Genomic DNA, 26,396 nt, shown 5'->3' with positions numbered 1-26,396 from the left:
GGGATGCCGACACCGGAAGCCGGCCGCGCCCCCGGACACCGCGCCCCAGGCCTCCCTGTCATCGACCCGGCTTCCGGGGAGACCTTCGACGAAGCCTCCGACCAGCAGCCGCACGAGCTGGACGACGCGATCGACCGGGCCCGGCGCGCCTGGACCGGATGGCGCGCCGACCCGGCCGCTCGCACCACCCGGCTGAACGCCGCCGCCGACGCAGTGGATGCTGCCGGAGACGACCTCGCTCCGTTGCTCACCCGGGAACAGGGCAAGCCCCTGGCCGAGTCGTACGCCGAGGTCGCCCGTACGGCGGCCCGACTGCGGTACTTCGCCGCTCTGGTTCCCCGCACCCGCCGGATCGACGACGGCCGACCCGTACACAGCGAGATCCGCTGGCAGTCTCTCGGGCCCGTTGCCGCGATCGTGCCGTGGAACTTCCCCCTCCAGCTCGCGTCGGCGAAGTTCGCTCCCGCACTAGCCGCCGGCAACACCGTGGTGCTCAAACCGTCCCCGTACACCCCCCTTGCCACCCGACTGCTCGGTGCCGTCCTCGCCACAGCCCTGCCCGAGGATGTCCTGACCGTCATCACCGGCCGGGAACCCCTCGGTGCCCACCTCGCCGCCCACCCGGGTATCCGCCACGTCACCTTCACCGGCTCGGTGCCGACCGGGCGGGCCGTCGCCGCAGCTGCGGCGGCCTCCCTCGCTCGTGTCACCCTGGAACTGGGCGGCAACGACGCGGCCGTCCTCCTGGACGACGTCGACGTGGACCGGGTCGCGGACCGGCTGTTCTGGGCCGCCTTCCGCAACTGCGGGCAGGTCTGCATGGCGGTCAAACGCGTCTACGCACCGGCCCGGCTCCACGCAGAGGTCGTCGAGGCCCTCGCACACCGGGCGAAGACCGTCGTCGTCGGATCCGGCCTGGACTTGGAGACCCGGCTCGGGCCGGTCAACAACGCCCCCCAGCTGGCCCGCGTCGAGCGGGTCACGCAACGGGCCCTGGCGGCCGGCGCCCGGGCGGCGGCCGGTGGTCACCGGCTCGACGGACCGGGCTACTTCTTCGCTCCCACGATCCTCACGAACGTCCCTCCCGACGACCCGGTGGTGACCAGGGAACAGTTCGGACCGGTCCTGCCGGTGCTGCCGTACCGAAACCTCGACGAAGCCGTCGAAGCGGCCAACGACACCGGCTTCGGGCTGGGCGGTTCGGTGTGGGGCACCGACCTCGACCGGGCGGCGGCGACAGCCGAGCGGCTCGAATGCGGCACGGCCTGGATCAACCACCACGCCGAACTCTCCCTTGCCCAGCCCTTCGCAGGCGTCAAGGACAGCGGGGTCGGTGTCGCGGGCGGGCCGTGGGGCCTCTACGGCAACCTCCGTCCGTTCGTCGTGCACCGGCCGAGGGAGGAAGGGAGATGAGGTTCCGAGCCGCCGTGCTGCGCTCTTACGAGACCCCGTTCGCGGTCGAGGAGGTCGTCCTGAGCACCGGCCCGGCCGCCGGTGAGATCCTCGTCGAGATCGCGGGATGCGGAATGTGCCGGACCGATCTCGCGGTCCGGCGATCAGCCCGCCGCACCCCTTTGCCGGCGGTTCTCGGCCATGAGGGGAGCGGAGTCGTGGTGGCGTCCGGCGATGGCCCGGACAGCGCGATCAGCGTCGGTGACCACGTCGTGCTGAGCTTCGATTCCTGCGGAGACTGCCGGAACTGCCGCAGCGCTGCCCCCGCCTACTGCGACTCCTTCGCCTCACTCAACCTCTTCGGGGGACGCGAGGAGGACGCGTCACGGCTCACCGACGCCGTTGGGGGAGCGCTGGCCCCCCGGTGGTTCGGCCAGTCCTCCTTCGCCGAATACGCCCTCGTCCCGGCGCGCAACGCCGTCAGGGTCGACGCCGCCCTGCCGCTCGAACTGCTGGGTCCGCTCGGCTGCGGCACCCTCACCGGCGCCGGAGCCGTGCTGAACACCTTTCGCGCCGGCCCCGGTGACACCCTCGTCGTACTCGGCGCGGGAGCGGTGGGCCTGGCCGCAGTCATGGCGGCCACCGCCGCCGGCGTACGGACTGTGGCCGTCGACCGGCATCCGGGGCGCCTGGACCTGGCCGAACGGTTTGGCGCGGTCCCGCTGCCCGCCGTGACGGCCGGACTGGCCGAGCGCATCCGTCGGCACACCGACGGCGGCGCGCAGTACGCCCTGGACACCACGGCCTCCGCCCCGCTGATCAACGACGCGCTCCGCGCGCTGCGTCCCACCGGCACCCTCGGTCTCGTGGCACGCCTCCACACCGCACTGACGCTCGAACCGGGCACGCTCGACGGGGGCCGCAGCATCCGGCACATCTGCGAGGGGGACGCCGTACCCGAACTGCTGATACCCCGGCTGATCGGTCTGTGGCAGGCCGGCCGCTTCCCCTTCGACCAACTGATCCGCACCTATCCCTTGGCCGACATCAACGAGGCCGAACGCGACTGTGACGCCGGACGCGTGATCAAGCCCGTCCTGCTGCCGGAAAGAAGAGACCGATGAGTGACACCTCCACCACCGGAGACCCTCGCCATCCCACCAGCGACCCTTCCGTGTTCTTCGCTCCCACCGAAGGGGACACGACCACCACGGCGACGCCGCGGACCGGCGCGGAAGGCGTGGACGCAGGCGTGGGACTGACCGCCCTCCTGGTCGCCGCCGCACGGGCGATCGAGACCCACCGCGACGACAGCCTGGCCCGGGACGTCTACGCTGAGCACTTCGTCCGTGCAGCCCCCGCCTGCGCGGACTGGCCGGTGAGCATCCAACAGGTCCCGGAAGGGGACGACAACCCGCTGTGGGGGAGGTTCGCCCGCTACTTCGGTCTGCGGACCAGAGTCCTCGACGACTTCCTCCACCGGTCGGTCGGTACGGGCGTACGCCAAGTGGTCCTGCTGGGAGCGGGATTGGACACCCGCGCCTTCCGGCTGGACCTGCCGTCCAACTGCGTCGTCTTCGAGATCGACAGGGCGGGCGTGCTGGCCTTCAAGGAACAGGTGCTTACGGACCTGTCGGCCGCCCCGAAGGCGAAGCGGATCCCGGTACCGGTCGACCTGCGCGCCGACTGGGTCACCGCCCTGACCTCTGTCGGCTTCGACCCGGCCGCTCCAAGCGTCTGGCTGGCCGAAGGACTGCTCTTCTACCTACCGGGCCCCGTCGAGACGTACCTCATCGACACGGTGGACCGGCTCACCACCGGGGGCAGCGCCCTGGCCTTCGAGGCCAAGCTGGAGAAGGACCTGCTCGCGTACCGCGACAGCCCGATCTACACGGCGACGCGAGAGCAGATCGGCATCGATCTGCTCGACCTCTTCGACAGGGGGCCGCGCCCCGACTCCGCGGGTGACCTGGCGGCCAAGGGCTGGTCCACCTCGGTGCACACGCCCTTCGACTTCACCCGTCAGAGGGGACGTGGTCCCCTCCCCGAGCCGAACGACGCGCTGGAGGGAAACCGGTGGGTCTTCGCGCACAAGACCCGACCCTGACGTCCGCTTGACCTCACGGGGCCGACGCCCGCGCGCGTGGGGGCGATCCGGGGCCCGACCGGAGGCGTCCCGGGACGGCCCGCGCCGCCACGGAACGCTCATGTCCGGGCCGTGTCAGACGGCCCGGACAGCCACCAGTTGGTGAGCCGGAATGCCCAGATACGAAGAGCGGGCGCTCGATCAGGCCGTCGCCGTCGGGATCGCCGAGTACGGCGAGCGCCTCGGGAACTCGGTGATCGTGGGACCGAAGCGCTCGGGGTCGAGCACGAACGGACGGAACTCGTCGACGGAGATCACACCGTCACCGTTGGCGTCCAGCTCCGTGGCCAGTGTGGTCCAGTAGCGGCGGAACGCTGCCCGGATGGCCTCCCTGGCGCCGTCGTCCGATGCGACCGCCACCTCCAGATCGTTCCCGAACGGTCCTCCGCCGATGGTCCCCCCGCTCGCACCTGAGACACTGGCGATCAGTCACAGCGGGGGCCGGCGCGATCGGTTGCGCACCGTTCTTGCCGCAGCCGGGGGAGGGCGGTGCTCGGCGACGGTGTGGCTGAGGGCGGCGATGCCGTCGGAAGACGGACTGAGGATACGGAGCGCTGCTGTTCATGCGGTTTCAGAAGAGCGCTGTCATCGCGGTTGTGTGTGCCTTGGCCGCTGGTGTCTCGGGGGACTGTGCCGGCGGCTCCGCGCCCGTGCGGGGACCTGTGGAGGACCTCCTGAACGGCAGGGACTGGGCTCACTTCGCCGGCGGGAAGCCCACGCACGCAGGGGTACGGGTCACACCCCTCGACCGGCGCATCACACGCCAGGACGGCACCGGCGGACAGCCGAACCCACCGGTGAACCTGCGCGGTCCCCACATGGTGTTCCGAGGGGATGTCCGGATCGAAGCCGGCCTGCGGCGCACGGATGACACGGATGCCTACCTGCATCTGTACGGTGAGACGCCGGTCATCTACGACGAGTGGCGCTACGAACGGCGCGGCGTGCGCATCGGCGTGGCCGGCGGGAGGCTCCGGATCGACCGCTGGGACGGGGACTCCGACAGACCTGCGATGACCCGGACCTTCGGGGGCGGCCTGGGGCTCGAAGTCCGCCTCGCCGTCCAAGTCCGCGCGAACAGACTTGTGCTGGAGGCCGACGGTAGGGTCGTGGGAACCGTTCCCGCGCGGGACGTCTTCGGCCGTGGCCGCATCTGGTTCGGCGCGGATGCGGGAGCCCGCGGGAAGGGCTGGACCCTCAGCGATCTCCACGCGCAGTCACTGGGCCGGGGCCGGATGTCCGTCGTGGACGCGCCCGGCCTGCGAGTGCCCCGGTCCAGCGATGCGATGCGTGATCTGGCGGCGGTTCTCCCACGCCCGATCCGTATGGGAACCGCCCTGGCCGCGGGCCCCTTGCTGACTGACAGCGCCTACCGCCGGACGGCGGGTGAGGAGTTCTCCATGCTTACGCCGGAGAACGACTTCAAGCCGCAGTTCGTCCAGCCTCGACGCGGCGTGTTCGCGTTCGCGGAGGGCGATACCTTGGTGGACTTCGCCGAGGCCAACAGGATGAAGGTGCACGGCCACACCCTCGTCTGGTTCGAAGCCCTGCCCGCATGGATGCGTGCCCAGATGACGCACGAGCAACGCAGGCGCGTCATGGTGGAGCACATACGCGCGGTAGCGGGCCACTTCCGGGGGAAGGTGGCGGAATGGGACGTGGTGAACGAGCCCATGTCCGACGAGGACGAGGACTACTCTCAAGGCAACCGGGGCGTGCGGCCGCAGTTGTGGTTCGAAGCGATGGGTGAGCAGTACATCGACATCGCCTTCCGTGCGGCCCGCGAGGCTGACCCGCACGCGGTGCTGTACCTCAACGAGTACGGGGTGGAGGAGGACGGTCCCCGCTGGGATGCCCTCTACGCGCTGCTGATCCGGCTGAAGGAGCGGGGCGTTCCGATCGACGGCGTCGGTTTCCAGGACCACGAATACGCCGTCGGCGACCGTACCGACCCCGAGGTCTTCCGACGCAAGGTCCGGGCTTTGGCCGGGCTCGGCCTGAAGGCCCGGGTCTCGGAGGCGGACGTTCTCGTCGACGAGGACGAAGAGGACATCCAGGCCCGCCAGTTGGCGGGGAAACTCGCGGTCTGCGGCGAAGAACCCAACTGCACCTCGTTCTCGACCTGGGGTTTCACCGACAAGTACGGCTCCACGGCTGACCTGCGGCACTATCCCCCGAGTCCGGGAAACGCTCTTCCCTGGGACGCGGCGTACGAGGCCAAACCTGCCTACTGGGCACTGCGTGACGTCCTGGACGACGCTCGCCGCTCAGGTACTGGATAGGTACGGCGGACACCGCGAACGACCAGTCGGAAACACCGGTGCGACCAACGACTGTGCAACGGCCGGTGCGGCAAGAGCACTGTCGCCTTGGACGCGGGTGCTCGGCCGGTCCCACACCACGATCAGCGGCGCCTTCAGCAGCTGGTGCGCGCCATCCGGCGGGCGGATATGGGCGGGCGCGGGCGTCTCACTGCCCGCTGCACTGGCCGCCCGCTCCGGACGAGCCCAGCGCAGGCAGCGGCCTCGCTCTCCGCAGCCTGGCGGCGACGCCGTACGCGGACCTGACCGATCGAGGCCGGCGCATCGTCCACGAGGATGTCGCAGTCAGGGAACGCGCGGCGGCTGAGCTCGCGCATCGGGGTCCGTACCGGCCAGCCTTCGACGGGGCCTTTCACACCGGGTGTCCGGTCCGGGCCGCCGGAGGCTGGCCGGCCATCATGGTCGCCGCGCGCCTGAGCATATTGAAACGTATTGTTTATCGATGGAGGGAATGTGCTGCGTGAGACGCGCACACCTCACTCCACGACAGGGCTCAAGACGAAGTGTGAACAGAGAACGGACGAAGGGGCGTACGCACGGTGAAGGCTGCACGCTACTACGACCGCGGAGACATCCGTATCGAGGACATCCCGGAGCCCACTGTCCGACCGGGCACGGTAGGCATCGACGTTGCATACTGCGGGATTTGCGGCACCGACCTGCACGAGTACCTCGACGGACCGATCTTCGTACCGCCGACCGGCCACCCGCACCCGGTCTCGGGCGAGTCCGCCCCCGTGACGCTCGGCCACGAGATGTCTGGCGTCGTGTATGCGGTGGGCGATGGCGTCGAGGGCCTGGCACCGGGTGACCGTGTCGTCGTCGAGCCCTACATCCTGCGCCCCGATGTCGACACCAGTGCGAACAATCCGGCCTACCACCTCTCGCCCGACATGAACTTCATCGGGCTGGGCGGTCGTGGTGGCGGCCTGGCGGAGAAGATCGTCGTCGAGCGTCGGTGGGTCCACCCGGTCGGAGACCTCCCGCTGGACCAGGCAGCCCTCATCGAGCCTTTGTCGGTGGGCTACCACGCGTTCCAGCGCTCGGGTGCGAAGGCGGGGGACTTCGCCGTCGTCGGCGGCGCAGGCCCCATCGGGCTGCTCACCTGTGCGGTGCTCAGGGCGATGGGCGTCGAAGTCGCGGTCACCGAGCTCAGTCCGTTGCGTCGGCAGAAGGCCCTGGACGCCAAGGCCGCCGACCATGTCATCGACCCCTCTGTCACCGACGTCGCCGAAGCGGTCAGGCGTCTGACCGGGGGCAAGGGTGCGGACGTCGCATTCGAGGCCACGTCCGTCAACGTCGTCCTCGACACGCTGTTGGACGCCGTCAAGCCGGGCGGTGTCGTCACCGTCATCTCCATCTGGGGCGAGCCCGCCTCGCTCGACATGCAGAAGCTCGTGCTCAAGGAGATCGACCTGCGCGGCACGATCGCCTACGTCAACTCTCACCCGCAGACCATCAGGCTCGTGGAGGAGGGGCGCATCGATCTGGCGCCGTTCATCACCAGGACCATCGGCCTGGACGACCTCGTCACCGAAGGCTTCGAGACCCTGATCCACCACAACGAGACGGCCGTCAAGATCCTGGTGGACCCCCGCCGCTGAAGTTCCCTTCCGTGTGTGGCTCCGGGAGTCACGGCCGACCGCCAAGGGCATGGCCACTGAACCTCTACCGCTGTGAGCGGTTGTTACGTGCAGTGTGAGGTCGACCTCCGGGCACCGACCGGGGTACTCGACGGCGAGTACGCCGGAGGGTCTGCGCGTCGCTCCCGTTTCACCTGTCTCCGAGCGTTCTCGACCGCGTCAGAGCAGGTTCGATCCACTGGAGCGGCTCGGTGCTATCAGAGTTGCCTTAACGGACGTTGGTGGACACCAACATCTCGAATGACGACCGCCAGGCGGTCGAGCTTCCTTGGCTGGTGCCGCAGCCTGTGGAGCGGTCGCCGCCACGATGAGGGCTTCCCGCGAGCGGTGTAGAAGTGTCCACGAAGCAGCATGGTGCAGTGTTTAGGTTGTCAACATGCTTCTTTCTGGAAGACGTATGGAGCCCCGTGTACGGTGAGGGTCATGAAGGACAACGCCGCTTCACCGGTCGGTCCCCTGGTCACCGGCTCCGAGATCGCTCGGCTGGCCGGTGTCACGCGGGCTGCCGTCTCCAATTGGCGCCGGCGTTACGACGACTTTCCCGCGCAGGCCGGCGGCGCCGCGAACAGTCCGCTCTACGCACTTGCCGAGGTCCAGGCATGGCTGGACAAGCAGCGCAAAGGCCAGGAGGTGTCGCCCGAGGTCGAGCTGTGGCAGGCCATGAGGGCCGCCTACGGGGAACAGATGGTCGCGGGTCTGGCCGAGGTGGCCGGGGTGCTTGCCGGAGCGCAGGCGGCGGGGTTGCCGGATGACGTCGCGACCCGTGTCCAGGTGCTTGCTGAAGCACCCGTCGATCTCGTCAACGGACTGACCGAACGTTTCATGGACTCCGCTCGGCGAGCAGGGTCGGACCAGGTCACCTCCGAGCGCGTGGTGCGTGCTGTGTGCCACTTCGCTCCCGAACTGCCGTCGGAAGCCACGGTCTTCGATCCCGCCTGCGGAATCGGGGTGCTGCTCCTGTCCGTCGCCACGGAAGCGGGCACGCATGGTCGCGGCCAGGAGGTCGATGCCGACAGCGCCCGCTTCGCGCAGCTCCGGGCCGACCTCCTGGACCGACCGGATGTGCACGTCGTGGCGGGTGATTCCCTGCGAGCGGACGGATGGCCGGGTCTCAAGGCGGACCTGGTCGTCTGCGACCCGCCGACCGGCGTGACCGAGTGGGGGCGGGAGGAACTGCTGCTCGACTCCCGATGGGAACTCGGTACTCCCTCCAAGGCGGAAGGCGAACTGGCGTGGCTCCAACACGCCTATGCGCATACCGATGCCGGCGGCCAGGTCCTCATGGTCATGCCTGCCTCGGTCGCCTACCGCAGGGCAGGCCGCCGCATCCGGGCGGAACTCGTGCGCCGGGGGATCCTGCGCCAAGTGATCGCCCTACCGCCCGGGACGGCGACCTCTCACGCCATGCCCGTCCATCTGTGGTGCCTGCAGCGGCCGGAGAGCACGGAGATGATCCATTCCGTGCGCATGGTCGACCTGACCGACAACAGCCCCGACGGGAATCTGGAACCACGCCCCGACCAGGTCGCCGACGTGCCGCTGATCGAGCTCCTCGACGACACCGTCGACCTGACCCCCGGCAGCCATCTGCGGGCCCGGCACCGCGACTACCCCGCTGAGTACGCCACCCTGCGCGAGGAGCTCGGGGACCGGATCCGCCGACTCGCCGCTCTCCTGCCCGAGCTGGCACCAGGTGGCGGACAGGGCTCACTGGACGGCGCCACCACCAGCGTTGCGGATCTCGCCCGCGCCGGACTTGTCTCGTACGACGGTCCGGAGCCGGTCTCGGCCAGCGAGCAGTTGGACACGGACTATCTGCAGGGATTTCTGCGCAGCTCCTTCAACACCCGCCGGTCGACAAGTGCCAGCGGGTCCTACCGCCTCGACGGCCGGGGTTCCCGCATCCCTCGTATGGGCATCGACGACCAGCGCCGTTACGGTTCTGCTTTCCGAGCTCTGACCGAATTCGAGGAAGGCATGCGCAAGGCCGACGAGCTGAGCCGACAGCTCGCCGAAGTCGCCCGCGACGGGCTCGCCGCGGGCGCCCTTGCACCGGAGGAGTGAGGAGAGGCGGCCCGCCCCCGGTGGGTCGGCCGCCCCGTCTCCGCGCCCTCATGGGTCAGGCGGGCCGCGCGAGGAACGGGCTCGGAGCTCCGTTCCACGTCACGCTCAGGGCTTCGCGGGCGCGCGTGCAGGCGACGAAGAGGAGGCAGCGTTCCCGGAGCAGGTCGGCGTCGTGCTGCAGCGGGTCCGCCTCGCGTGAGGTGATCTCGCGGGCGAACGGGACAGCGCCCTCGGTGACACCGAGAACGGACACCGCCCGGAATTCCAGTCCTTTCATCGCGTGCATGGTCGCCAGTCGTACCCCCTCGGCCCGCTGCGCTGTCTGCCCGTTGGCCCGCAGCACCGGAATGCCGGCGGCCCTCAGCTTCTCCTCGGCCGCGTCCAGGGAGAGGTTGAAGCGGGCGCACACGCCGATCTCGTGTGGTGCGAGGCCTTCGTCGAGCAGCGCCCGGACCCGGTCCACCAGGGCCTCGGTCTCCTCCTGCCGCGTCGCGTAGTCCTTCACCTGGGGACGGCGCCCGTGCAGCAGGGACCGGTACCCGGCCAGCGAGTCCGTTCCCTCGCCCTCGAGCGCGTCCACGGTGACAGGTGCGAGGAGGTGTGCCGACCAGGAGAGGATCTCCTCCGTGGAACGGTAGTTGACACGCAGCCGGAAGCTGCGGCCGGCCGTTGCTATGCCCAGGGAGCCGAGCGAGACCCGGGTGTCGTAGATCCGCTGGTGCGGGTCACCGGTGAGGAACATGTCGTCGGGGCTGGGGGAGACGGAAGTACGCAGCACACGCCACTGCGCGGGGTGCAGATCCTGTGCCTCGTCCACGACGACATGGGCGTACGGAGCCGGCTCGCCGGACAGGATGTCCGCCGCGCGTGCGCAGACCCGCAGGTAGGTGGTCTCGCCACGCTCGCGCAGGAACTGTTCGAACCGCTCCACCCCGCTCCACACCTCGCGGCGGCGCGCGGGGCCGAGGCCGATGCCGCGGCCGCGGCGGCTCGCGCCGAGGTAGGAAGCGAGATCGCCGAGGTTCTGGCCGAGTACGACGTGCCGGTACTCCTGCGCCAGGAACTGTGGGGTGAACGGCAGATCGAGCTGCTTGACGGCCTTCTCCCACAACTGACGTTGCTCCCGGTCACCGACCGGCCTGGGCACGGCCCCGGACTTCGCGCGCACGATGCCGTTCGCGTAGGCGTCGACCGTCGTCACATCCACCCGCGCCATCAGCGCCTCGTCCTCTTCGAGGAGAAGGCCGAGCATCTGACGCAGTCCGGCGGCCAGCGCGTTCGTGTACGTGGTGAGCAGGATACGGCTGTCCTCGCCGCGGCCGAGCAGATGCCTGACCCGGTGCAGGGCGGCGACCGTCTTACCCGTCCCGGGTCCCCCGGTGACCTGGACGGGGCCGCCGTACGAGACGCGGTAAGCGACGCGACGCTGTGAGGGATGGAGAAAGACCCGCCAGGCCTCGAACGGCTTCTCCAGCATCTCTTCCAGCTCGTCCGGTCCGGTGACCAGGCGAATGCGTGCGGGAGTGTTGGCGATGACGGTGGCCAGGTCCTCGACCGGCTCGGCGGGCGCGCCGGCGGGCCGGCGGACGGCGACGACGTCCCGGTACACCTCTTCCGGCCCGAACCCCTCGGCAAGGTACTGGAGCACCTCCAGCTGGTCCTCCGGCAGGAGCGTGGCGAACGCGTCCAGCTGGGCCTTGTCCACGAGGGAACGCGCGGCGCGCAGTACCTGGTCGTCGATGCCCAGTTCGCGCAGAGTGCCGTCGGAGACGCCCGCGAACAGCAGCTCGGGAGCGTTGCGTGCGGCCGTCTCGTACAGGGGGGTCAGCTCGTCCAGGGCGACGGCGTCGCGCACCTCCAGGGCCCTGGTCGCGGAGTTCGCGCTGTACAGGCGCTTCGCCGCCCAGGTGTATGCGTCGTCGTGCGGCAGGACGTTGACCAGCAGGAACATGTCACTGCCGTCGTCGGGCGCGAGGACGACGCCCCGCCAGAAGTCGGTGACGCGGATGGTGCGCATCCGCGGATCGCGGGCGTTCTGGACGGACTCCAGGTGGAGGCCCTTGTCCGCGTGGCCTTCCCGGCCGGGATCCGGGGCCGCGCTCTGCAGGATGCCGGAGCCCGCGAGAGCCAGTCCGGCTTCCACGCTCATCGGGGTGGAGACCGCGGGCCCGTACTCGTGGAGCGTCACATCGTGCACGGTCACGGGCGCTGCTCGCGCAGCGAGGCGAGACCGTAGCGGGTGGCGACGTCGAGGCCCTCTCCGTAGTGGTGCTCCTCGAGCAGCGGGAGGATCTTCGTACGCCAGGTCCGTTCGAGGCCGCCGTCGCGGTACACGCCCGGCTTCATCAGGTACGACGGGCCGATGGCGAAGTCCGCTTCGTCTATGCGGGCGTTGAGAGCGTCGAGAAGCTGAGCGGGCTCCGTCTCCCTGCCCTTACGCTTCAGCCAGCGTGCGAGCAGCCCGGCGGTCGGCTCGACGCGGGGGGAGAGCTCCACGAACGCGAAACGGCGCCGCATCGCCCCGTCCACCAACGCTATCGACCGGTCGGCGGTGTTCATGGTGCCGATCACGAAGAGGTTGGGCGGCAGCGCGAAGTCGTCCCCGGAGTAGGTGAGGCGCACGGACCGTGTCCGGTACTCGAGAAGGAAGTACAGCTCGCCGAAGACCTTCGCGAGATTGGCGCGGTTGATCTCATCAATGATCAGGAAGTGCGGAACGTGCCGGTTGCCCTCGCGGGACGCCAGGTCGGCGAGCTCCCGGAGCGGGCCGGCCGACAGCCGGAAGGCCACCTCGCGCGTCTCGGCGTCCTCCACGGGCCGGAACCCCTCGAAGAAGTCCTCGTAGGCGTACGACGGGTGGAACTGCACGATCTTGACCTGCTCGGGTCCGCCGCCGAAGTGCTCGGCCAGCTTCATCGCCAGGTAGGTCTTGCCCGTGCCCGGAGGGCCGTAAAAGACCAACTGCCGCTCGTCGATGAGAAGTTCACGCACCTCCTTCAGCCAGGCCTGGTCGTGGACGAGGAGATCGGCCGCGAGGGACCCGGTGACGTCGGGCAGTGACAGCTCCCGCTGCGCCGGCCGCCCCGCAGCGGACCGCGCGGACCCGTCGATTTCTGACGGGGCGACAGCTTGCACGTTTCCGGTGTATCCCTCCAGTGCTTCCAGGACACCGGTCAGGTCGACGACGTCATGCTGGACGGACAGCTTCTGCTGCACCGCCTCCGGCAGTTCGTCGTACGGGTGGCTGCCCGTCTGCCAGTCGACGGAGCGCCGCAGATCGGACAGGCCACCCGGGGACGCGGTCTGTACGGCCTCCCCGGTGATCCGCCCGACGTGAAGCCGGCCGTCGCCGATGGTGGCCACCGTGTCACCGACACTCATCTGGGTCAGGAAGGCGTGCAACTCGTCGACGAGGCCCCGCTTCTGGCTGTACGAAGCCGCGCCCTCGTACCCCTCCTCGACGAAGCGGCGCAGTGCGCTCTTCGTCGGATCGCTCTCCTCCAGGGGCGGCAGGTGCACGCCCGCGAGTGAGACGACCCCCTCCTCCAGCCACAGTTGCCGCACCAGGTTGTGTCCCGAGACGTTGGAGCCCCGCACCAGCCACGCCTTGCGCGGGGCGCGCCAGGTGGTGGAAAGGTGATCGGCGAGCGGGTGGCCCTCGGCGGTGCGCCAGGACTCCGGGCCGGAGGCGCCGTAGCCGTACACCAGGTCCGCGGCGGCCGAGGAGGAGTTGCACGTGATGTCCCTGGTGGTCACCCATCGCTGCGGCGCCTGCGTCCGGCCGGGAGGCGGCGGGGCGTCGGCCAGTGCGCCGCTCGCGCGTAACTCCGTACGGAACCGGCGTGCGTGGTCCCCGAGCCCGGGCCACGCTTGGGCGGCCACCGCCGAGCCCTCCCGCAGGAGGAACTTGTGCGTGCCGTTGCCGCCTAACTCGGTGAGCAGGTACCCGCGCGCCTCACCCGCGTCCTTGGGCAGCTTGATGCGGAACTCGGGCGTCCCGGGGAGGCGGTCGTGCTGTGGCATGGATGACCTTCCGGTTCGACGTAGGAGCGCGACTTCGCACTGCTTACCTGTTGACGTTGTCAATTGATATATAGTCATCAGTAATCACAAGTAATCTGTCTGTTGACGATGTAAACGGATCTGACTACGATGTGGATGCATCCGATCGGCTTTCCGAACGGAACTGGTGCTCGGTCGCACGAGTGGGGGGCGCTGTGAACGGAAATTCGACGGCTGAGGCCGAACGTCGCACAGTCGAGGAGAAGTTGCCGTCCGTCATCGAGCGGCTGAGGAGCTGTGCCTCGCCTGCGGGCACGGTCAGCCGACGTGCCTTCGCCATGGAAGCCGACCGACTCGGGCTCACCACCGATGAGCAGCAGCGGAGGCTCTGCAAGGAGCTCGAGGCGCTGGGCATTCATGTGAAGACCCCGCGCCGCTCCTCGCGTCGGACGTCCACCGCGCGACCGGCCGTCATACCCGTCGCAGGTTCTGCACAGGCCGGGGGTGGGGATGACGTGCTGCATCCTGCCGCACCTGAAACCGATTCCGTCCCCTCTGAGGCGGCCAAACACCTGGCGCAGGCCAGGCGGATGCTGGCCCGCTACGCGGAGGCCGACGGCACGGTCAGCAAGCTCGCCCACGACGGTGTGGTGCGGCTCCTTGGACTGGGTCCTGCCGATGCGCGGGAGCTGACCGTCGGCTTGCCCGTCACGCGCCCTCGCCCGATCGGTGCACCGGCCAGGCCCGTGACACCAGGCAGGGCCGGATCGAAGGCGTCAGTGTCCGTTCCGGCGCCGAGCGCCAAGAAGTCCAGCTGCTCCGCTGTTTCCGCCAAGGACGAGTCGCTTTCGGGGGCCGTCCGTGCGGCACGGGCCGTAATGGAGGAGGACCGGTGGCGGCGGAACGCGGGCAAGGTGGTCCTGAGGGCGGACGAGGAGGTCGGCCTTGCCGTGCTTCTCCGCGGCGGTACCGACCGCCTCAGCCGCGATGTTCCGAAGGAGGAGATCGCGGGACTTTCGCGCGACAGTGAGCGGTGGCGGGCGTACGAGTGCTTCGTCCTGCACAACCAGCGGCTCGTGTGGAAGATCGCACAGGGCTGTCAAGGGCGTGGACTGGACATCGAGGACCTCGTCCAGCACGGAACTCTCGGACTGATGCGCGCGGTCCGCAGGTTCGACGCCACCAGGGGCTACAAGATGTCCACCTACGCGACATGGTGGATCAAGCAGGCCATTACGCGCGCCATTGCCGACGAGGGCACCATGATCCGGCTGCCCGTGTACGTGCACGAGATGGTCAGCAAGGTAGCCGTTGCCGAGCGCAAGCTGCTGAGCGAGGGCCGGCCTCCGACCGTCGACAACGTCGCCTACGCGACGGCTGGCTGGGGGAGCCGATCGAACTGTGCACCGAGGCTGAGATCGCCTTCGCGGACCGACTGCGACGAGCGGTCTTCGGCGGCATTCCGAGCGAGCCCCTGCGTCATCTGGGCGAAGCCGAGACCCTCGCCCTGATCCAGACGAGGAAGGAGTTTCGCCGGGGCCGTCTGGATCACGGACGACCGCGACGCGGGCGAGTACGCCGCGGCGCGCGGTATTCCCGTCAAGAACACCGTCACCCTCATGCGCGAGGCCGCCGTGTCCGGGCAGATCCACTATGCGGAGGGGCACCGTCTCCTCCTCGGGATGGTCGCCGACGGCCGGCACATCCGTGGCGTTCCGGATCGCGCCGAGCGCTTGCTGGACTGACGGTTCACGACGGGACGGGCGCCCCGGGTACGGGGTCCGGTCCGACGGGCGCCCCCGGTAAGCCGCAGACCGTGACCGCCTCCACTATGGGCGGACGGAAGCGGGGCCAGCCAGGTGTGTCATCGGCAGCCCGGCCAACAATGCCGCAATGCGTGGCAACCAGAGTCACCGATGCTTTGCCTTGTGTGCATGCCGATACGTTGATGGCCCATCAGGGTATCGAGGCGGTGGGTCCGAGGGGCACCAAGGTATCGACGGGGAACTCTGGTGGGCCTCGGCCGCCACCGTGATGACCAGGGGCCCCGGAGGGTACTGACGGCCCGGTGCGGCGTGGAGCGCGCGGCGGATCCGCTGGATGTCGTGGTCGCCGATGAGTGGGTATCGCGGGCCGGGGCCGCGGGTGAGGCAGAGCCGTTGGCCGCGCTGGTGGTGTCGGAGTACGGCAGCCGGTCGAAGTCGCCGACGTTCAGGCCGATGTGGCGTCCGGTGGTGGTGGCCTGGTTGCCCGGGCTGGTCGCGCAGCCCAGGCGTTCGGCGGGCCGACGACCAGTCACATCGGCAGCCGGGGAGGCTCGGCCCACTGCGGTCGGTTACCCGCCCTGACCGCGCCCCCTCACGCCAGGCTTCCCCGGACAGGGACAGGGACAGGGCCTCGGGGAACAGCTTCGGCGTCCGGGTCGCCTGCCTGGGGAATGGGATCGGTCACCGCTTTCGCAGTGGGAGACCTCTCTGCACGGGCGGATCCAGCGGTCGAGACAGACCTCCTGTCCGATGGGGGAGCCGTGTCGGCCGATCAGTGCGGCCAGAGTCTCTCGCACACGGGTCGCCGCCTGAGGCGCCGCAGCCCCAGCAGCTCGACCGTTCGCCGGCTGTTCAAATCCGTCACATGGACCGGCCGACGCCCCCTGCGGAGCAATGGACCAGGTCAAGTGCCGGCTGCGTGGTGGGGAACGTGACGCGCACAGCGGCTGATCCGGTCTTGGGTAGTCCCAAAAGATTGACAGGGTCATGACTCTTGTCTACTTTCCTCAGCGGCTGCGGTGTCACACCGGACCCCGCCCCCGGGAGGATGCACATGGCCGCATCATTCGTCACTCATCGCGCACTCGATGGCGGGACGTACCACCTGGAGGGCGACATCGACCTCCAGGCGCCGTGCACTTCGGCTGTCGAGGTGGTGGCCGGTGGCCGACTGGTCGAATTCACTGCCGGGCCGGCCTCTTTGGGGGACGATGTCGCCGCCTCGCTGGGTATCGGGGCACCCGAATCCGAGCTCACCTTCCAGAAGGGCACGCTGCGCATTTTCCAGTCGGTCGAGCGTGAGCCGCGGTCGGGGCTCGTGGAGCGGCCGTCGCTCGTCGTGTGGCGTGGAGAGCGCCACTCACTCGTGACCCGGCTGTATGGCACGGGCGTGGCCGAGGTGCTCGGGCTGCTCCGGTCGGTGCGTATCGGGAAGAGCGAGTACGGGCTCACCCTCCAGCCGGATCCCTCGGCCGGAAGCGCCTTCGCGCGGCCCGCGACGCTGATCAAGGAGGTGCCCGGCCTCGGGCTGCTGGAGCTGTCGCGGCGCACGAAGGAGCACACCGCCCAGCTCCCGCCCTGGAAGGGGGTGGCGGTCGCGTCCGGCGAGCTGTTCCGCGACACGCTCTCCGACGGCAGTCCGTTCTTCGTGCTCGTCTCCACCGCGATCTGGGCCACGGTGGTGCCACTGGCGTCGACTCCTGTCGAGCGGGTACCCGATCTCGTCGGGCGGCTCACGCTCCGGCACACCGGGTGATCCGCCGGTGATCGGTTTCTACGGCGGGCTGACCGCCTCCCTCGTCATCCTGACCCTGCTCATGGGTGCGGGCTCCCACGCCGCCAGTCCAGCTGCGCTGGGCGACGCACTGTGGGCGCACGGCGTGCTGGATCCGCGGCTCCGCCGGTTGGCGGCCATCATTCTGCCGGTCGCGGAGGGTGTCCTGGGGGCGGCCGGCGCGGCCGCCCTCCTGACGGGTCATCAGCGGGGGCTGCAGACCGTACTCGCCGCGGGGGCCGCCCTCTTCGGGCTCTACGCCGCCTACACGCGGCACGTCCTCGCCCTCGGCCGCGGGGGGCCGTGCGGATGTTCCGGCCAGGATGTGCCCCTGAGCCGCTGGGTGACCCGGCGGGCCGCGGCCCTCGCCGTGCTCGCGACGACCGGCGCCCTCGTCGTCGGGGCGGGCCCCGTACGGCTCTCCACGGCGGAGCTGATCACGCTGGTGCTCGCAGCTCCCGCCTGCACCGCGCTCCTGTGGTCCCTGCCCGCTGCCATGCACGAGCCGACCGCAGCCTCCGTTCACCTGTCGACCAGGGCGCCTGCGCACCACCAGGCCGAGCCCACCGTGCACCGGACCGCCGAAGGAGTGCCAACGCGATGGACTTCACCACCAGCGCCCTGATTGCCTCGTGGGCGGCGATCGCGCTGCTCGCGCTGGTCGTCTCGGGACTGATCAGGCAGGTGCACCAGCTGTCACGAACACAGCCGCACCGCCCCGGGCGGGTGGGCATCGCCCCCGGCGCACAGGCGCCCGGCCTCGATGCGGCCCGGCCCGATCCGGCAGGGCTCGACGACCTCCTGACACCGGGCCGCGCCGCGCTGCTGCTCTTCCTCGACGCGGACTGCCGCACCTGCGTCCAGGTGCTCGCCGAAGCCGGCGCCTGGACGGTCCGCCAGGGCGACGCGGCCGCCCCGCAGGTGCTCGGGCTCTACGCGGGCGCCGGGCCGCAGGCCGGCGAGGGCGCCGTCCCGGTCGGGGACCACCGTCCGGAGCTGTTCACGGCCTACGACATCCCCGCCACCCCCTACGCGGTGGCCATCGATCCGGAACTCCGGATCGTGCGTTCCGAGCCGCTCGGTTCACCCACCGCGCTGCTGCGGCTGCTCGACGACATCGCACCCGCCACGCCGAGGAGCCGGCCATGACTTCACTGGACGACGTGCCTACGCTGCGCCGCTCCGGGAGCGGTGGCCGCCGCCGCTCCCTGACCGGGCGCGGGGCCCTTCCCTCCTTCGCGCCGTCCAGGCGCACCGTGCTGCAGGCCGCGACCGCCGCGGGCTTCGCCGCGCTGGGGGTGTTCTCCGCCGCCCGGGAGGCCTATGCCGACGGATACGACATCTGGACCGGTGCGTGCCCCACTTACGCCGCGGACCACAACTGCTCCCCGGGCTGCGGGCCCAGCATCATCTATGCCGACGCGTGCGTGACCTCGGGGACGAACACGGGCTTCCACCGGACCGACGGAGTCACCTGGACCCTGCGGCCCAACCAGTGCTACGCCGGCACCTACGACGGCTGGCTGTGGCGCTACAGTGCGGCGTGCGGCAACTGCGGCTGCGGTATCGAGCGGCGGTGCCACGACGGGTACCGCAACACCGGCTCCGGCTGGGTGAAGTCCATCTGCCGCTGGACCACCGACTGCGACTGCCCCGGCTCCGTGACCTGGCCGACCATCGGCCGCGGCGCCACCGGGCCCGACGTCCACACGGTCCAGCATCTGCTCACCCACCACGGTCATCCCACGGATGTCGACGGCATCTTCGGTTCGGACACCGAGGCGCAGGTCGAGGCGTTCCAGTCGGCGAACGGACTCAGCCCCACGGGCAGCGTCAGCGCGGCGACCTGGCCGGTCCTGGTCGTCACCGCGCGCCAAGGAGACGTGAACGATGCCGTGCGGGGCGCGCAGCGGCAGCTCAACAAGCACGGCTCCGCACTGACGGTCGACGGCAACTTCGGTTCGCTCACCCGGCAGGCCGTCGTCTCGTTCCAGTCCCTGCACGGCCTGACCGCCGACGGCGTGGTCGGCAAGAACACCTGGCTCACACTGACCGGGACGGTCTAGGTGGGCGAATCCGTCCGTCCTGCGGACCGGCCGAGCGGTGCCCGTGCCGTACGGGTACTGCTCACCGATCCTGTTCTGCCCGTGGCGGCCCTGGGGATCGCGGTGATCGCCACCGTCCTCCACGCCCCCGTGCTGACCTGGGCGATCACCGGCGGTCTGGCCGGTTACTCGCTCTCCGGCTCCGTTTGAACGCGTAACAGCGCATTCGCGCTGGCCTCGCCAGGTTGGCGGGCAACGTACAGGCAGGCGCTGGTCCTCGGCGTGTTCACCTGCGGTCTGCTGGCCGGCGGGGTGCTGACGGCCGGGGTGCTGTGGCTCCTGTCCGGTCTCTTCACGCCGCTCCCGGTCGTCGTGCGGCAAGGGCTGATCGTGGCGGTCGTACTGCTCGCCGCGCTGCGCGACGCGGGCAAGCTGTCGCTACGGCTGCCGCAGAACGCCCGGCAGATCCCGCAGGACGTCCTGCGCCGTCATCTGGCGCGCGGCGCGCTGCAGTTCGGCTTTGAGCTCGGTACGGGTGTGCGCACCTATGTCTCGGCGAGCGCGCCGTACGCGATCGCGGTAGCGGTGCTCCTCTCCGGGGGCTCCTACGCGCCCGCCCTGGCCGTCGGACTCGGCTTCGGAGCGGGCCGGGCACTCACCCCGGCTCTGCGCAGACTCTCCGGAGACGGGGAGCGCTGGGACGACCTTCTCGCGGCGCGGCTGAGCGGCATGACCGTCGTGTGCTCCGCGCTGATCGCCGCTGCCGCCCTCACGGTCCGGCAGTAGCGTCGTCACCTCGCTTCGCCGACCCCCCGGCCGGGGGCCGTCCATCGCATTGCATCAGATAACGCAACTTCCCTTGCTCGTGAGTCAGTTGTGCCGGAGGTCTGGTCCTGTGGCAGATGGGGATGGTGTGGACACGCCACAGAGAGGGGCGTCAAACTCGCCTCAGCCCTCTAGCGGGGGATCGGGAAGGACTCACAACGGAGGCGCCATGTTGAGGCGTGCGATCAAGCTCGCCCTGTCATTTGTCATGATCACGACAGCAGCGATCGGAGGGGTGCTGGCCACGGCCGCCCCGGCCCAGGCCGACGAGTGCTACAGCTGGGGCCGCACCCTGTCCGAAGGCATGTCGGGCGCCGACGTGACCCAGTTGCAGATCCGGGTGGCCGGGCACGTCGACTACGGCGAGATCCTCTCCGTCGACGGCAACTTCGGCCCGCGGACCAAGGCCGCGGTCACCAAGTTCCAGCAGGCGTACGGCCTCGGAGCGGACGGCATCGCGGGTTCCCAGACGTTCAGCAAGATCTACGCACTGCAGGACCCGGACTGCACCCCCATCCACTTCACCTACGCCGAACTGAACAACTGCAACTCCGACTGGTCCGGTGGTGCGGTCAGTGCCGCGACGGCCAAGTCCAACGGACTGCGCACTATGTGGAGGCTGGAGGCCATGCGGCACGCGATGGGCGACGTGCCGATCGTCGTGTCCAGCGGATTCCGCTCCACGGCCTGCAATAACGCGGCGGGCGGTGCCTCGAACAGCCGGCACCTCTACGGTGACGCCGCCGACCTGGTAGGCAGCCCGTCGTTCTGCGCGCTCGCCCAGCGGGCTCGCTCGCACGGCTTCGGCGGCATCTACGGCCCCGGCTACCCCGACCACAACGACCACACGCACGTGGACGGACGCACCAGCCGCTCCTGGTCCGCGCCCAACTGCGGTGTCTGACCGCCGAGTCTCCACGCACCCGCACAGCAGCCCGCCTTCCCCGGGCCGGCCTCCGGCCCGGGGAAGGCGGGCCCGCACCGTCCGCAGGGTGCGCGGCCGATCAGCCTCCGGCCACGGGCAGGCGCCGCTCGTGGCCGAACCGGAGCAGACCCGCCGTGCCGCTCTCCCTCACTCTCCCCCGCACCCGAGTAGGAGTGAACCGATGTCGTCCTGGATCCCCTGGCGCGCCCGCGCCAGAACTGCCCTGCTGGCAGTGCTAGCCGGTATCGGCGCGTTCGCCGCCCCCGTCCCCGCCCAGGCAGATTCTCGACCCGAGGGTCTGCAGAGCGTCACCTACCACGGCTATCGCCTCGAGGTGCCCGCCGAATGGCAGGTGGTCGATCTGGCCGAGAACCCGCGTGCCTGCCTCCGGTTCGACAGACCCGCCGTCTACCTGGGCGAGCCTGCCGAGCAGAACGACTGCCCCGCCGGAGTCGTCGGTCGTTCGGCGGGCATTGTCGTGGAGCCCATCACCGCCCGCTCCGCAGGCCAGGCGACGGCGGCGACTGCGCGGACCCAGCGCGGCAAGGCCATCGCCCCGACCGCCGCGTCCAGCAACGGCACCATCCAGATCGCGGTCGAGGACGCCGGCGTCCTCGTGACCGCCGCCCACACGCCGGAGACTGAGAACCTCGTACGCGGCGTCCTCGCCTCGGCCGAGCTCACAGTGAGCGCCGAGCGCACCGCGCTGCCCAGCGCGGCCCGGCGCTCCGACGCCACCCCCCTGGCTGCGGCCGGACCGCAACCCGGCAGCTACGTGGGCAAGGGCTTCGACGCCTGCGCCGCGCCCTCGCAGGCCGCGATGAACGCCTGGCAGGCGAGCTCGCCCTACAGTGCGGTCGGCGTCTACATCAGCGGCTCCTTCCGCGGCTGCGCCCAGCCGAATCTGACGGCGAGCTGGGTGACGAGCCAGACCAACAACGGATGGCGCCTGTTCCCCATCGATGTCGGCCGCCAGGCACCCTGCACCAGCTACTCGCTGAAGATGTCCACCGATCCGGCCACGGCCAGGTCCCAGGGCGTCACCGCGGCGGCCGGCGCCATCACCGCCGCTTCGGGCCTGGGCATCCCGGCGGGCAGCGCCATCTACAGCGACATCGAGGCGTACACCTCGACAGCCTCCTGCAAGGCGTCCGTGTTGTCGTACCTGTCCGGCTGGACCGAACGGCTGCACAGCAGCGGCTATCTGTCGGGCTTCTACTCCAGCGCCGCCTCCGGCATCAAGGACGCCGCCGCCGAGTACAACAACGCCGCCTACACACGCGTCGACCACCTCTTCTACGCGTGGTGGAACGGCGCCGCCGACACCAACACCGGTACCTACGTGCCGTCCTCCTACTGGTCCGACCACCAGCGGATCCACCAGTACGCGGGCGAGGTCACCGAGTCCTACGGCGGCTACTCGATCAACATCGACCGCGACTACCTGGACGTCGGCAACGGCTCCACGCCCACGCCCACCTGCACGGGGGCGAACCTCGACTTCACCGCGTACACCACCGTCCAGAGCGGCTCGACCGGAGACCGCGTCAAGGCCGCCCAGTGCCTGCTGAAGGCCGCCGGCTTCGACCCGGGCACCCCCGACGGGATCTTCGGGCCCGGCACGACCGCCGCCGCCCGGAACTTCCAGGCCGGCAAGGGGCTCACGGCGGACGGTGTGGTCGGCGCGAAGACATGGACGGCCCTGCTGTCCCGCGGATCCACTCCGACCGTCCAGAGCGGCTCGACGGGAGAGGCCGTCACCCGGTTGCAGCGCGCCCTGACCGCCGCGCTCGGCCGGACGGTGGCCATAGACGGCGTCTTCGGCTCGGGCACGGGTCAGGCCGCACGTGACTACCAGTCCTCGCGCGGGCTGGGCGCCGACGGCATCGTCGGCCCCGCCACCTGGGGCGCCCTCCAGTCCGGAAAGTGAGCAGGCGAATGAAAAGGAATGTGAGGCAGAGACCGTGAGACGACTCGCACGCATCATCACGCTGTTCGCCGCGTTGGCGGGCCTGCTCCTCGGACTGAGCGTCCCCGCGCAGGCCTTCCCGCAGGCGGCGTTCCCGCTGACCAGCAACGGCAACCGGGGCTCCGACGTCGTCGCGCTGCAGCACCTGCTTGCCGCGCACGGCCGCCCCGTGGCAGTGGACGGTGCCTTCGGCTCGGGCACCAAGAGCGCTGTGGTGGGCTTCCAGCAGTCCAAGGGCCTGACCGCGGACGGCGTCGTCGGGCCCGCCACCTGGGGCGCGCTCGCCGTCACCGTTCGACAGGGCGACAACGGGCCGGCGGTGACGGCCCTCCAGTCGCTGCTCAACGCCAAGCGGGGCGCCGGCCTCTCGGCGGACGGGGCCTTCGGACCCGCCACCGGCACCGCCGTCCGCACCTTCCAGTCCCATGCGGGAATCGGCGCCGACGGCGTCGTCGGGCCGGCCACCTGGCAGAACCTGCTGTGGCACTACGAGAACATCAACTTCGGCGGCAGCACGATGTGCGCGCAGAGCCCCGACGGCAACGCGGGCGCCCACTGGGCGACAGCCGGCGCCGTCGGCCAGCTGGAGGCCGCCGCCGCCGCCTTCGCCGCCACCGGGAACGGCAGACTGCCGGTCGGCGACGCGGGCTTCGAGCACGGTGGGGACATCGCCGGCCACGGCAGCCACGAAGTCGGGATGGACATCGACGTGTGGCCCGCCCGCACCGACTCGGCGCAGTGCACCGCGGGGCGTATCACGTGGCAGTCGAGCACGTACGACCGCGCGGCCACCCGCAGGCTCGTGCAGGAGATCCGGGCGAAGGCCCCCGGCCACGTCCAGCTGATCTTCTTCAACGACCCGCAGCTGATCTCGGAAGGGCTGACCACGAGCTACGCGAACCACGACAACCACCTGCACATCCGCTACCGGTAGCGAGCCGGCCGCGGGACCCGGGCCCCGCCCGCGGACCCGCGGCCGTCCGCAGAGCTCAGCGGATCACCAGCGTGGTGCCGGCCACGGCGGGAACCAGTTCCCCGATGACCGGATGTCCGGGCAGCTCCCCGGCGACCAGCAGCCCGCCGGAGGTCTGTGCGTCGGCGAGCAGGTGCAGTCGGTCCTCGCCCACCCGTCCCGCGTCGAGGTGCGGGCGCACCCATTCGAGATTGCGCAGGGTGCCGCCGCTGACGTACCCGGCCCGCAGGGACTCCCAGGCACCGTCGAGCACGGGAACGGCGGTGGCGTCCACCACGGCCGTGACGCCGCTGGCCCGGGCCAGCTTGTGCAGATGGCCGAGCAGCCCGAATCCCGTCACATCGGTGGCGCACACGGCGCCGGCATCCAGGGCAGCCGCAGCGGCCTTGTCGTTGAGCGCCGCCATGGTGGCGACGGCGTGCGCGAAGACCTCACCGGTCCGCTTGTGGCGGTTGTTGAGTATCCCGACGCCCAGCGGCTTGGTCAGGGTCAGGGGCACGCCCGGCCGGCCGGCGTCGTTGCGCAGGAGCCGGTCCGGATCCACCAGGCCGGTCACGGCCATTCCGTAGAGCGGTTCCGGGCTGTCGATGCTGTGGCCGCCGCCGACGAAGCAGCCGGCGCGGCGGGCGACTTCGAGCGCACCAGCCAGGACCTCCCGGGCCAGCTCCGCGGGCAGTACGTCACGGGGCCAGCCCAGCAGGTTGAGCCCGACGACGGGCCGGCCGCCCATCGCGTAGACGTCGGAAAGGGCGTTGGCCGCGGCGATCCGGCCCCAGTCGCGGGCGTCGTCGACGACAGGTGTGAAGAAGTCGGCTGTCGAGACCAGGGCGGTGCCGTCACCGGTGAGCACCACCGCGGCGTCGTCACCGTCGTCGAGTCCGACCAGCAGCCGGTCCTCGGTGCCGCCCAGGGCGTCTCCGGAGTTCCGGGACGGCAGCAGTCCGGCGACCATCGCCTCCAGTTCCCCCGGAGGGATCTTGCAGGCGCAGCCGCCGCCGTGCGCGAACTGGGTCAGCCGGATGGGCGTGGCCGGTCCGGCGGGGCCAACTGACTTCATACGGCGATCATTTCACCTCTTGCCCCAGCAGTGTGCGGGGACCACAATCTTGCTCCGGAGGCGTTGGGCGGGCTGGTGCCCCTCCCGATCTTCAAAATCGGTGTGGTCCGGAAACCGGGCCAGGCGGGTTCGATTCCCGTCCGCCTCCGCTGACTTCGACAGGGGTGGCGCGGGTGGCGGACGAGACGGACGAGCCGCCTGCGGACATCCGGCGGCAGGTGCCGAGCACCACGGTGCTCCTAGGCGACCCGCGACTGAGCGAGGCGTCCGCACGGCTGGGCAGGCCCATCGTCAAGGCCGCGGTCGGCACCGCCCAACAGCTCGTGCGGGAAGGACGGATCGGCCCGGGCGACGCGGTTCACGCCGCACTTGCCGCGCTCCCCGCACGCACGGCCGGACTGAGAGCCGTGCACAACGCCACCGGCGTCGTACTGCACACCAATCTGGGACGTGCCCCGCTGTCGCCGTCCGCACTGGAGGCGATGGCGGCGGCAGGCGGATACACGGACGTCGAGCTGGACCTCGGCACCGGCAGACGGGCGCCACGCGGCCGCGGCGCCTTGGCCGCCCTGCGGGAAGCGGTGCCGGCCGCAGAAGCGGCGCACGTGGTCAACAACGGAGCCGCCGCCCTGGCCCTGGCGGCGGTGACGCTGGCCCCGGGGCGCGACATCCTGCTCAGCCGGGGCGAGTTCGTGGAGATCGGCGACGGCTTCCGGATACCCGAACTGCTGGCCTCCTGCGGCGCCCGGATACGCGAGGTCGGTACCACCAACCGGACCCGTCTCGGCGACTACGCGGACGCCGCCGGCCCGGACACCGGCTTCATCCTCAAGGTCCACCCGTCGAACTTCACGGTGAGCGGCTTCACCGGGGGAGTGGGCCCCGGGGAACTGGCCTCGCTGGGCCTGCCCGTCGTCGTCGACATCGGCTCCGGCCTCCTCGCCCCCGACCCGGTGCTGCCGGACGAGCCCGACGCGGCCACGGCCCTGCGCGCCGGGGCCACCCTGGTCACCGCCAGCGGGGACAAACTGCTCGGCGGGCCGCAGGCCGGGCTGGTCCTCGGCCGGGCCGCCGTCGTCGAACGGATGCGCCGCCACCCGCTGGCCCGCGCCCTGCGCGTGGACAAGTTCACCCTGGCCGCACTGGAAGCGACACTGCGCGGTCCCGAGCCCCCCGTGCACACGGCCGTGCACATGCCGCTGCCGCAGCTGCGCATCCGCACGCTGCGCATGGCCGAGGACGCTGCCCGCCAGGGTCTGGACGCGCGCGTCGTACCCCACGAGGCGGTGGTCGGAGGAGGTGGCGCGCCCGGGACCGTCCTGCCGTCCTGCGCGCTCAGCATCCCCGACGACCTGGCAGAACCCCTGCGCACCGGTGAACCGGCCGTGCTCGGGCGGGTGGTGCGCGGCCGTCTGCTCCTGGACCTCCGGTGCGTACCGGAGGAGTGCGACAGCGCCATCCTCGCAGCGGTGCTGCGTGAGGCGGGGCGCTGAT

21 protein-coding genes, 1 tRNA gene and 1 pseudogene are annotated in these 26,396 nt (G+C 70.5%); 19 read left to right on the top strand and 4 right to left on the bottom strand.

Translation table 11 applies throughout. The features are described from left to right. Positions 1–3 precede the first annotated feature (3 nt). From AB0F38_RS22370 to AB0F38_RS22360, 3 genes are read left to right on the top strand one after another with little or no spacing between them, the layout of a single operon-like run. Entirely contained in the window at positions 4–1,413 is a 1,410-nt protein-coding gene (locus tag AB0F38_RS22370; RefSeq protein WP_361896097.1) for an aldehyde dehydrogenase family protein, read from the top strand. After that, complete coding sequence (locus AB0F38_RS22365; protein ID WP_361896094.1) at positions 1,410–2,516, top strand: NAD(P)-dependent alcohol dehydrogenase; 1,107 nt, start codon at positions 1,410–1,412, stop codon at positions 2,514–2,516. Before AB0F38_RS22370 ends, AB0F38_RS22365 begins: the two co-directional genes overlap by 4 nt. Further along, positions 2,513–3,499 carry a class I SAM-dependent methyltransferase gene (locus AB0F38_RS22360; protein WP_361896091.1) on the top strand — a complete coding sequence of 329 codons (987 nt, stop codon included), beginning with the start codon at positions 2,513–2,515 and terminating at the stop codon, positions 3,497–3,499. Before AB0F38_RS22365 ends, AB0F38_RS22360 begins: the two co-directional genes overlap by 4 nt. Before the next feature lie 157 nt (positions 3,500–3,656). On the opposite strand, the pseudogene AB0F38_RS22355 reads toward AB0F38_RS22360, so the two are convergent. Then, positions 3,657–3,964, bottom strand: a pseudogene (locus AB0F38_RS22355) (EF-hand domain-containing protein); the annotation flags it as partial. A 236-nt stretch (positions 3,965–4,200) separates the two neighbouring features. On the opposite strand from AB0F38_RS22355, the gene AB0F38_RS22350 reads away from it, so the two are divergent. The 3 genes from AB0F38_RS22350 (at position 4,201) to AB0F38_RS22340 (ending at position 9,566) form a co-directional block, all read left to right on the top strand. Further along, complete coding sequence (locus AB0F38_RS22350; RefSeq protein WP_361896088.1) at positions 4,201–5,820, top strand: endo-1,4-beta-xylanase; 1,620 nt, start codon at positions 4,201–4,203, stop codon at positions 5,818–5,820. A gap of 578 nt (positions 5,821–6,398) precedes the next feature. Beyond that, complete coding sequence (locus tag AB0F38_RS22345) at positions 6,399–7,463, top strand: 2,3-butanediol dehydrogenase (protein WP_361896086.1); 1,065 nt, start codon at positions 6,399–6,401, stop codon at positions 7,461–7,463. A 462-nt stretch (positions 7,464–7,925) separates the two neighbouring features. Continuing rightward, positions 7,926–9,566, top strand: coding sequence for an N-6 DNA methylase (locus tag AB0F38_RS22340; protein WP_361896083.1), 1,641 nt, complete (start codon positions 7,926–7,928; stop codon positions 9,564–9,566). Between the two features lie 55 nt (positions 9,567–9,621). On the opposite strand, the gene AB0F38_RS22335 is transcribed toward AB0F38_RS22340, so the two are convergent. Beyond that, on the bottom strand, positions 9,622–11,769 hold the full coding sequence (locus AB0F38_RS22335; RefSeq protein ID WP_361896080.1) for a UvrD-helicase domain-containing protein: 2,148 nt from the start codon (positions 11,767–11,769) through the stop codon (positions 9,622–9,624). Next, positions 11,766–13,589 carry a DUF4357 domain-containing protein gene (locus AB0F38_RS22330; protein ID WP_361896077.1) on the bottom strand — a complete coding sequence of 608 codons (1,824 nt, stop codon included), beginning with the start codon at positions 13,587–13,589 and terminating at the stop codon, positions 11,766–11,768. The genes AB0F38_RS22335 and AB0F38_RS22330 overlap by 4 nt, the downstream gene beginning before the upstream one ends. 245 nt (positions 13,590–13,834) lie before the next feature. Between AB0F38_RS22330 and AB0F38_RS22325 the strand changes: the two genes are divergently transcribed. The 11 genes from AB0F38_RS22325 (at position 13,835) to AB0F38_RS22275 (ending at position 23,806) form a co-directional block, all read left to right on the top strand. Then, positions 13,835–15,079, top strand: a complete 1,245-nt coding sequence (locus tag AB0F38_RS22325) for a sigma-70 family RNA polymerase sigma factor (RefSeq protein ID WP_361896074.1) — start codon at positions 13,835–13,837, stop codon at positions 15,077–15,079. 108 nt (positions 15,080–15,187) lie between these two features. Beyond that, positions 15,188–15,313 carry a hypothetical protein gene (locus tag AB0F38_RS22320; RefSeq protein WP_361896071.1) on the top strand — a complete coding sequence of 42 codons (126 nt, stop codon included), beginning with the start codon at positions 15,188–15,190 and terminating at the stop codon, positions 15,311–15,313. A 1,075-nt stretch (positions 15,314–16,388) separates the two neighbouring features. Further along, a complete protein-coding gene (locus AB0F38_RS22315) occupies positions 16,389–17,090 on the top strand; it encodes a hypothetical protein (protein ID WP_361896068.1) in 702 nt (233 codons plus the stop codon). Between the two features lie 7 nt (positions 17,091–17,097). Then, a complete protein-coding gene (locus AB0F38_RS22310; protein ID WP_361896065.1) occupies positions 17,098–17,733 on the top strand; it encodes a MauE/DoxX family redox-associated membrane protein in 636 nt (211 codons plus the stop codon). Further along, complete coding sequence (locus AB0F38_RS22305) at positions 17,709–18,257, top strand: hypothetical protein (RefSeq protein ID WP_361896063.1); 549 nt, start codon at positions 17,709–17,711, stop codon at positions 18,255–18,257. The genes AB0F38_RS22310 and AB0F38_RS22305 overlap by 25 nt, the downstream gene beginning before the upstream one ends. Next, positions 18,254–19,174 (top strand): peptidoglycan-binding protein, encoded by a 921-nt coding sequence (locus tag AB0F38_RS22300; protein ID WP_361896060.1) that lies wholly within the window; start codon positions 18,254–18,256, stop codon positions 19,172–19,174. The genes AB0F38_RS22305 and AB0F38_RS22300 overlap by 4 nt, the downstream gene beginning before the upstream one ends. Continuing rightward, positions 19,175–19,363 carry a hypothetical protein gene (locus tag AB0F38_RS22295; RefSeq protein WP_361896057.1) on the top strand — a complete coding sequence of 63 codons (189 nt, stop codon included), beginning with the start codon at positions 19,175–19,177 and terminating at the stop codon, positions 19,361–19,363. Between the two features lie 72 nt (positions 19,364–19,435). Continuing rightward, entirely contained in the window at positions 19,436–19,939 is a 504-nt protein-coding gene (locus tag AB0F38_RS22290) for a hypothetical protein (RefSeq protein ID WP_361896055.1), read from the top strand. A gap of 208 nt (positions 19,940–20,147) precedes the next feature. Next, positions 20,148–20,882, top strand: coding sequence for a D-Ala-D-Ala carboxypeptidase family metallohydrolase (locus AB0F38_RS22285; RefSeq protein WP_361896052.1), 735 nt, complete (start codon positions 20,148–20,150; stop codon positions 20,880–20,882). A gap of 202 nt (positions 20,883–21,084) precedes the next feature. Next, positions 21,085–22,833 carry a glycoside hydrolase domain-containing protein gene (locus AB0F38_RS22280; RefSeq protein ID WP_361896049.1) on the top strand — a complete coding sequence of 583 codons (1,749 nt, stop codon included), beginning with the start codon at positions 21,085–21,087 and terminating at the stop codon, positions 22,831–22,833. Between the two features lie 34 nt (positions 22,834–22,867). Beyond that, positions 22,868–23,806 (top strand): penicillin-insensitive murein endopeptidase, encoded by a 939-nt coding sequence (locus tag AB0F38_RS22275; RefSeq protein WP_361896046.1) that lies wholly within the window; start codon positions 22,868–22,870, stop codon positions 23,804–23,806. A 55-nt stretch (positions 23,807–23,861) separates the two neighbouring features. On the opposite strand, the gene selD is transcribed toward AB0F38_RS22275, so the two are convergent. Beyond that, positions 23,862–24,902: a selenide, water dikinase SelD gene (gene selD, locus AB0F38_RS22270; protein WP_361896043.1), complete on the bottom strand. Its 1,041-nt coding sequence runs from the start codon at positions 24,900–24,902 to the stop codon at positions 23,862–23,864. Positions 24,903–24,958: 56 nt separating this feature from the next. Here selD and AB0F38_RS22265 point away from each other — a divergent pair. Continuing rightward, positions 24,959–25,052 (top strand) — tRNA-Sec (locus AB0F38_RS22265). Positions 25,053–25,075: 23 nt separating this feature from the next. Then, positions 25,076–26,395, top strand: coding sequence for an L-seryl-tRNA(Sec) selenium transferase (gene selA / locus AB0F38_RS22260; protein ID WP_361896041.1), 1,320 nt, complete (start codon positions 25,076–25,078; stop codon positions 26,393–26,395). Position 26,396: the final 1 nt, after the last annotated feature.

Source organism: Streptomyces sp. NPDC025273, from assembly GCF_040638585.1.
GTDB lineage: Bacteria > Actinomycetota > Actinomycetes > Streptomycetales > Streptomycetaceae > Streptomyces > Streptomyces cinereorectus.
The sequence above is the reverse complement of the archived record's forward strand: the minus strand, read 5'-3'. Positions and strand labels throughout refer to the sequence as shown.

Bases quoted from the DNA above. Each gene is read 5' to 3' on its own strand.
- AB0F38_RS22370 (WP_361896097.1), top strand. From the start codon at position 4: ATGCCGACACCGGAAGCCGGCCGCGCCCCCGGACACCGCGCCCCAGGC.
- AB0F38_RS22365 (WP_361896094.1), top strand. From the start codon at position 1,410: ATGAGGTTCCGAGCCGCCGTGCTGCGCTCTTACGAGACCCCGTTCGCG.
- AB0F38_RS22360 (WP_361896091.1), top strand. From the start codon at position 2,513: ATGAGTGACACCTCCACCACCGGAGACCCTCGCCATCCCACCAGCGAC.
- AB0F38_RS22340 (WP_361896083.1), top strand. From the start codon at position 7,926: ATGAAGGACAACGCCGCTTCACCGGTCGGTCCCCTGGTCACCGGCTCC.
- AB0F38_RS22330 (WP_361896077.1), bottom strand. From the start codon at position 13,589: ATGCCACAGCACGACCGCCTCCCCGGGACGCCCGAGTTCCGCATCAAG.
- AB0F38_RS22320 (WP_361896071.1), top strand. From the start codon at position 15,188: ATGCGCGAGGCCGCCGTGTCCGGGCAGATCCACTATGCGGAGGGGCAC.
- AB0F38_RS22315 (WP_361896068.1), top strand. From the start codon at position 16,389: ATGGCCGCATCATTCGTCACTCATCGCGCACTCGATGGCGGGACGTAC.
- AB0F38_RS22305 (WP_361896063.1), top strand. From the start codon at position 17,709: ATGGACTTCACCACCAGCGCCCTGATTGCCTCGTGGGCGGCGATCGCG.
- AB0F38_RS22300 (WP_361896060.1), top strand. From the start codon at position 18,254: ATGACTTCACTGGACGACGTGCCTACGCTGCGCCGCTCCGGGAGCGGT.
- AB0F38_RS22285 (WP_361896052.1), top strand. From the start codon at position 20,148: ATGTTGAGGCGTGCGATCAAGCTCGCCCTGTCATTTGTCATGATCACG.
- AB0F38_RS22280 (WP_361896049.1), top strand. From the start codon at position 21,085: ATGTCGTCCTGGATCCCCTGGCGCGCCCGCGCCAGAACTGCCCTGCTG.
- selD (WP_361896043.1), bottom strand. From the start codon at position 24,902: ATGAAGTCAGTTGGCCCCGCCGGACCGGCCACGCCCATCCGGCTGACC.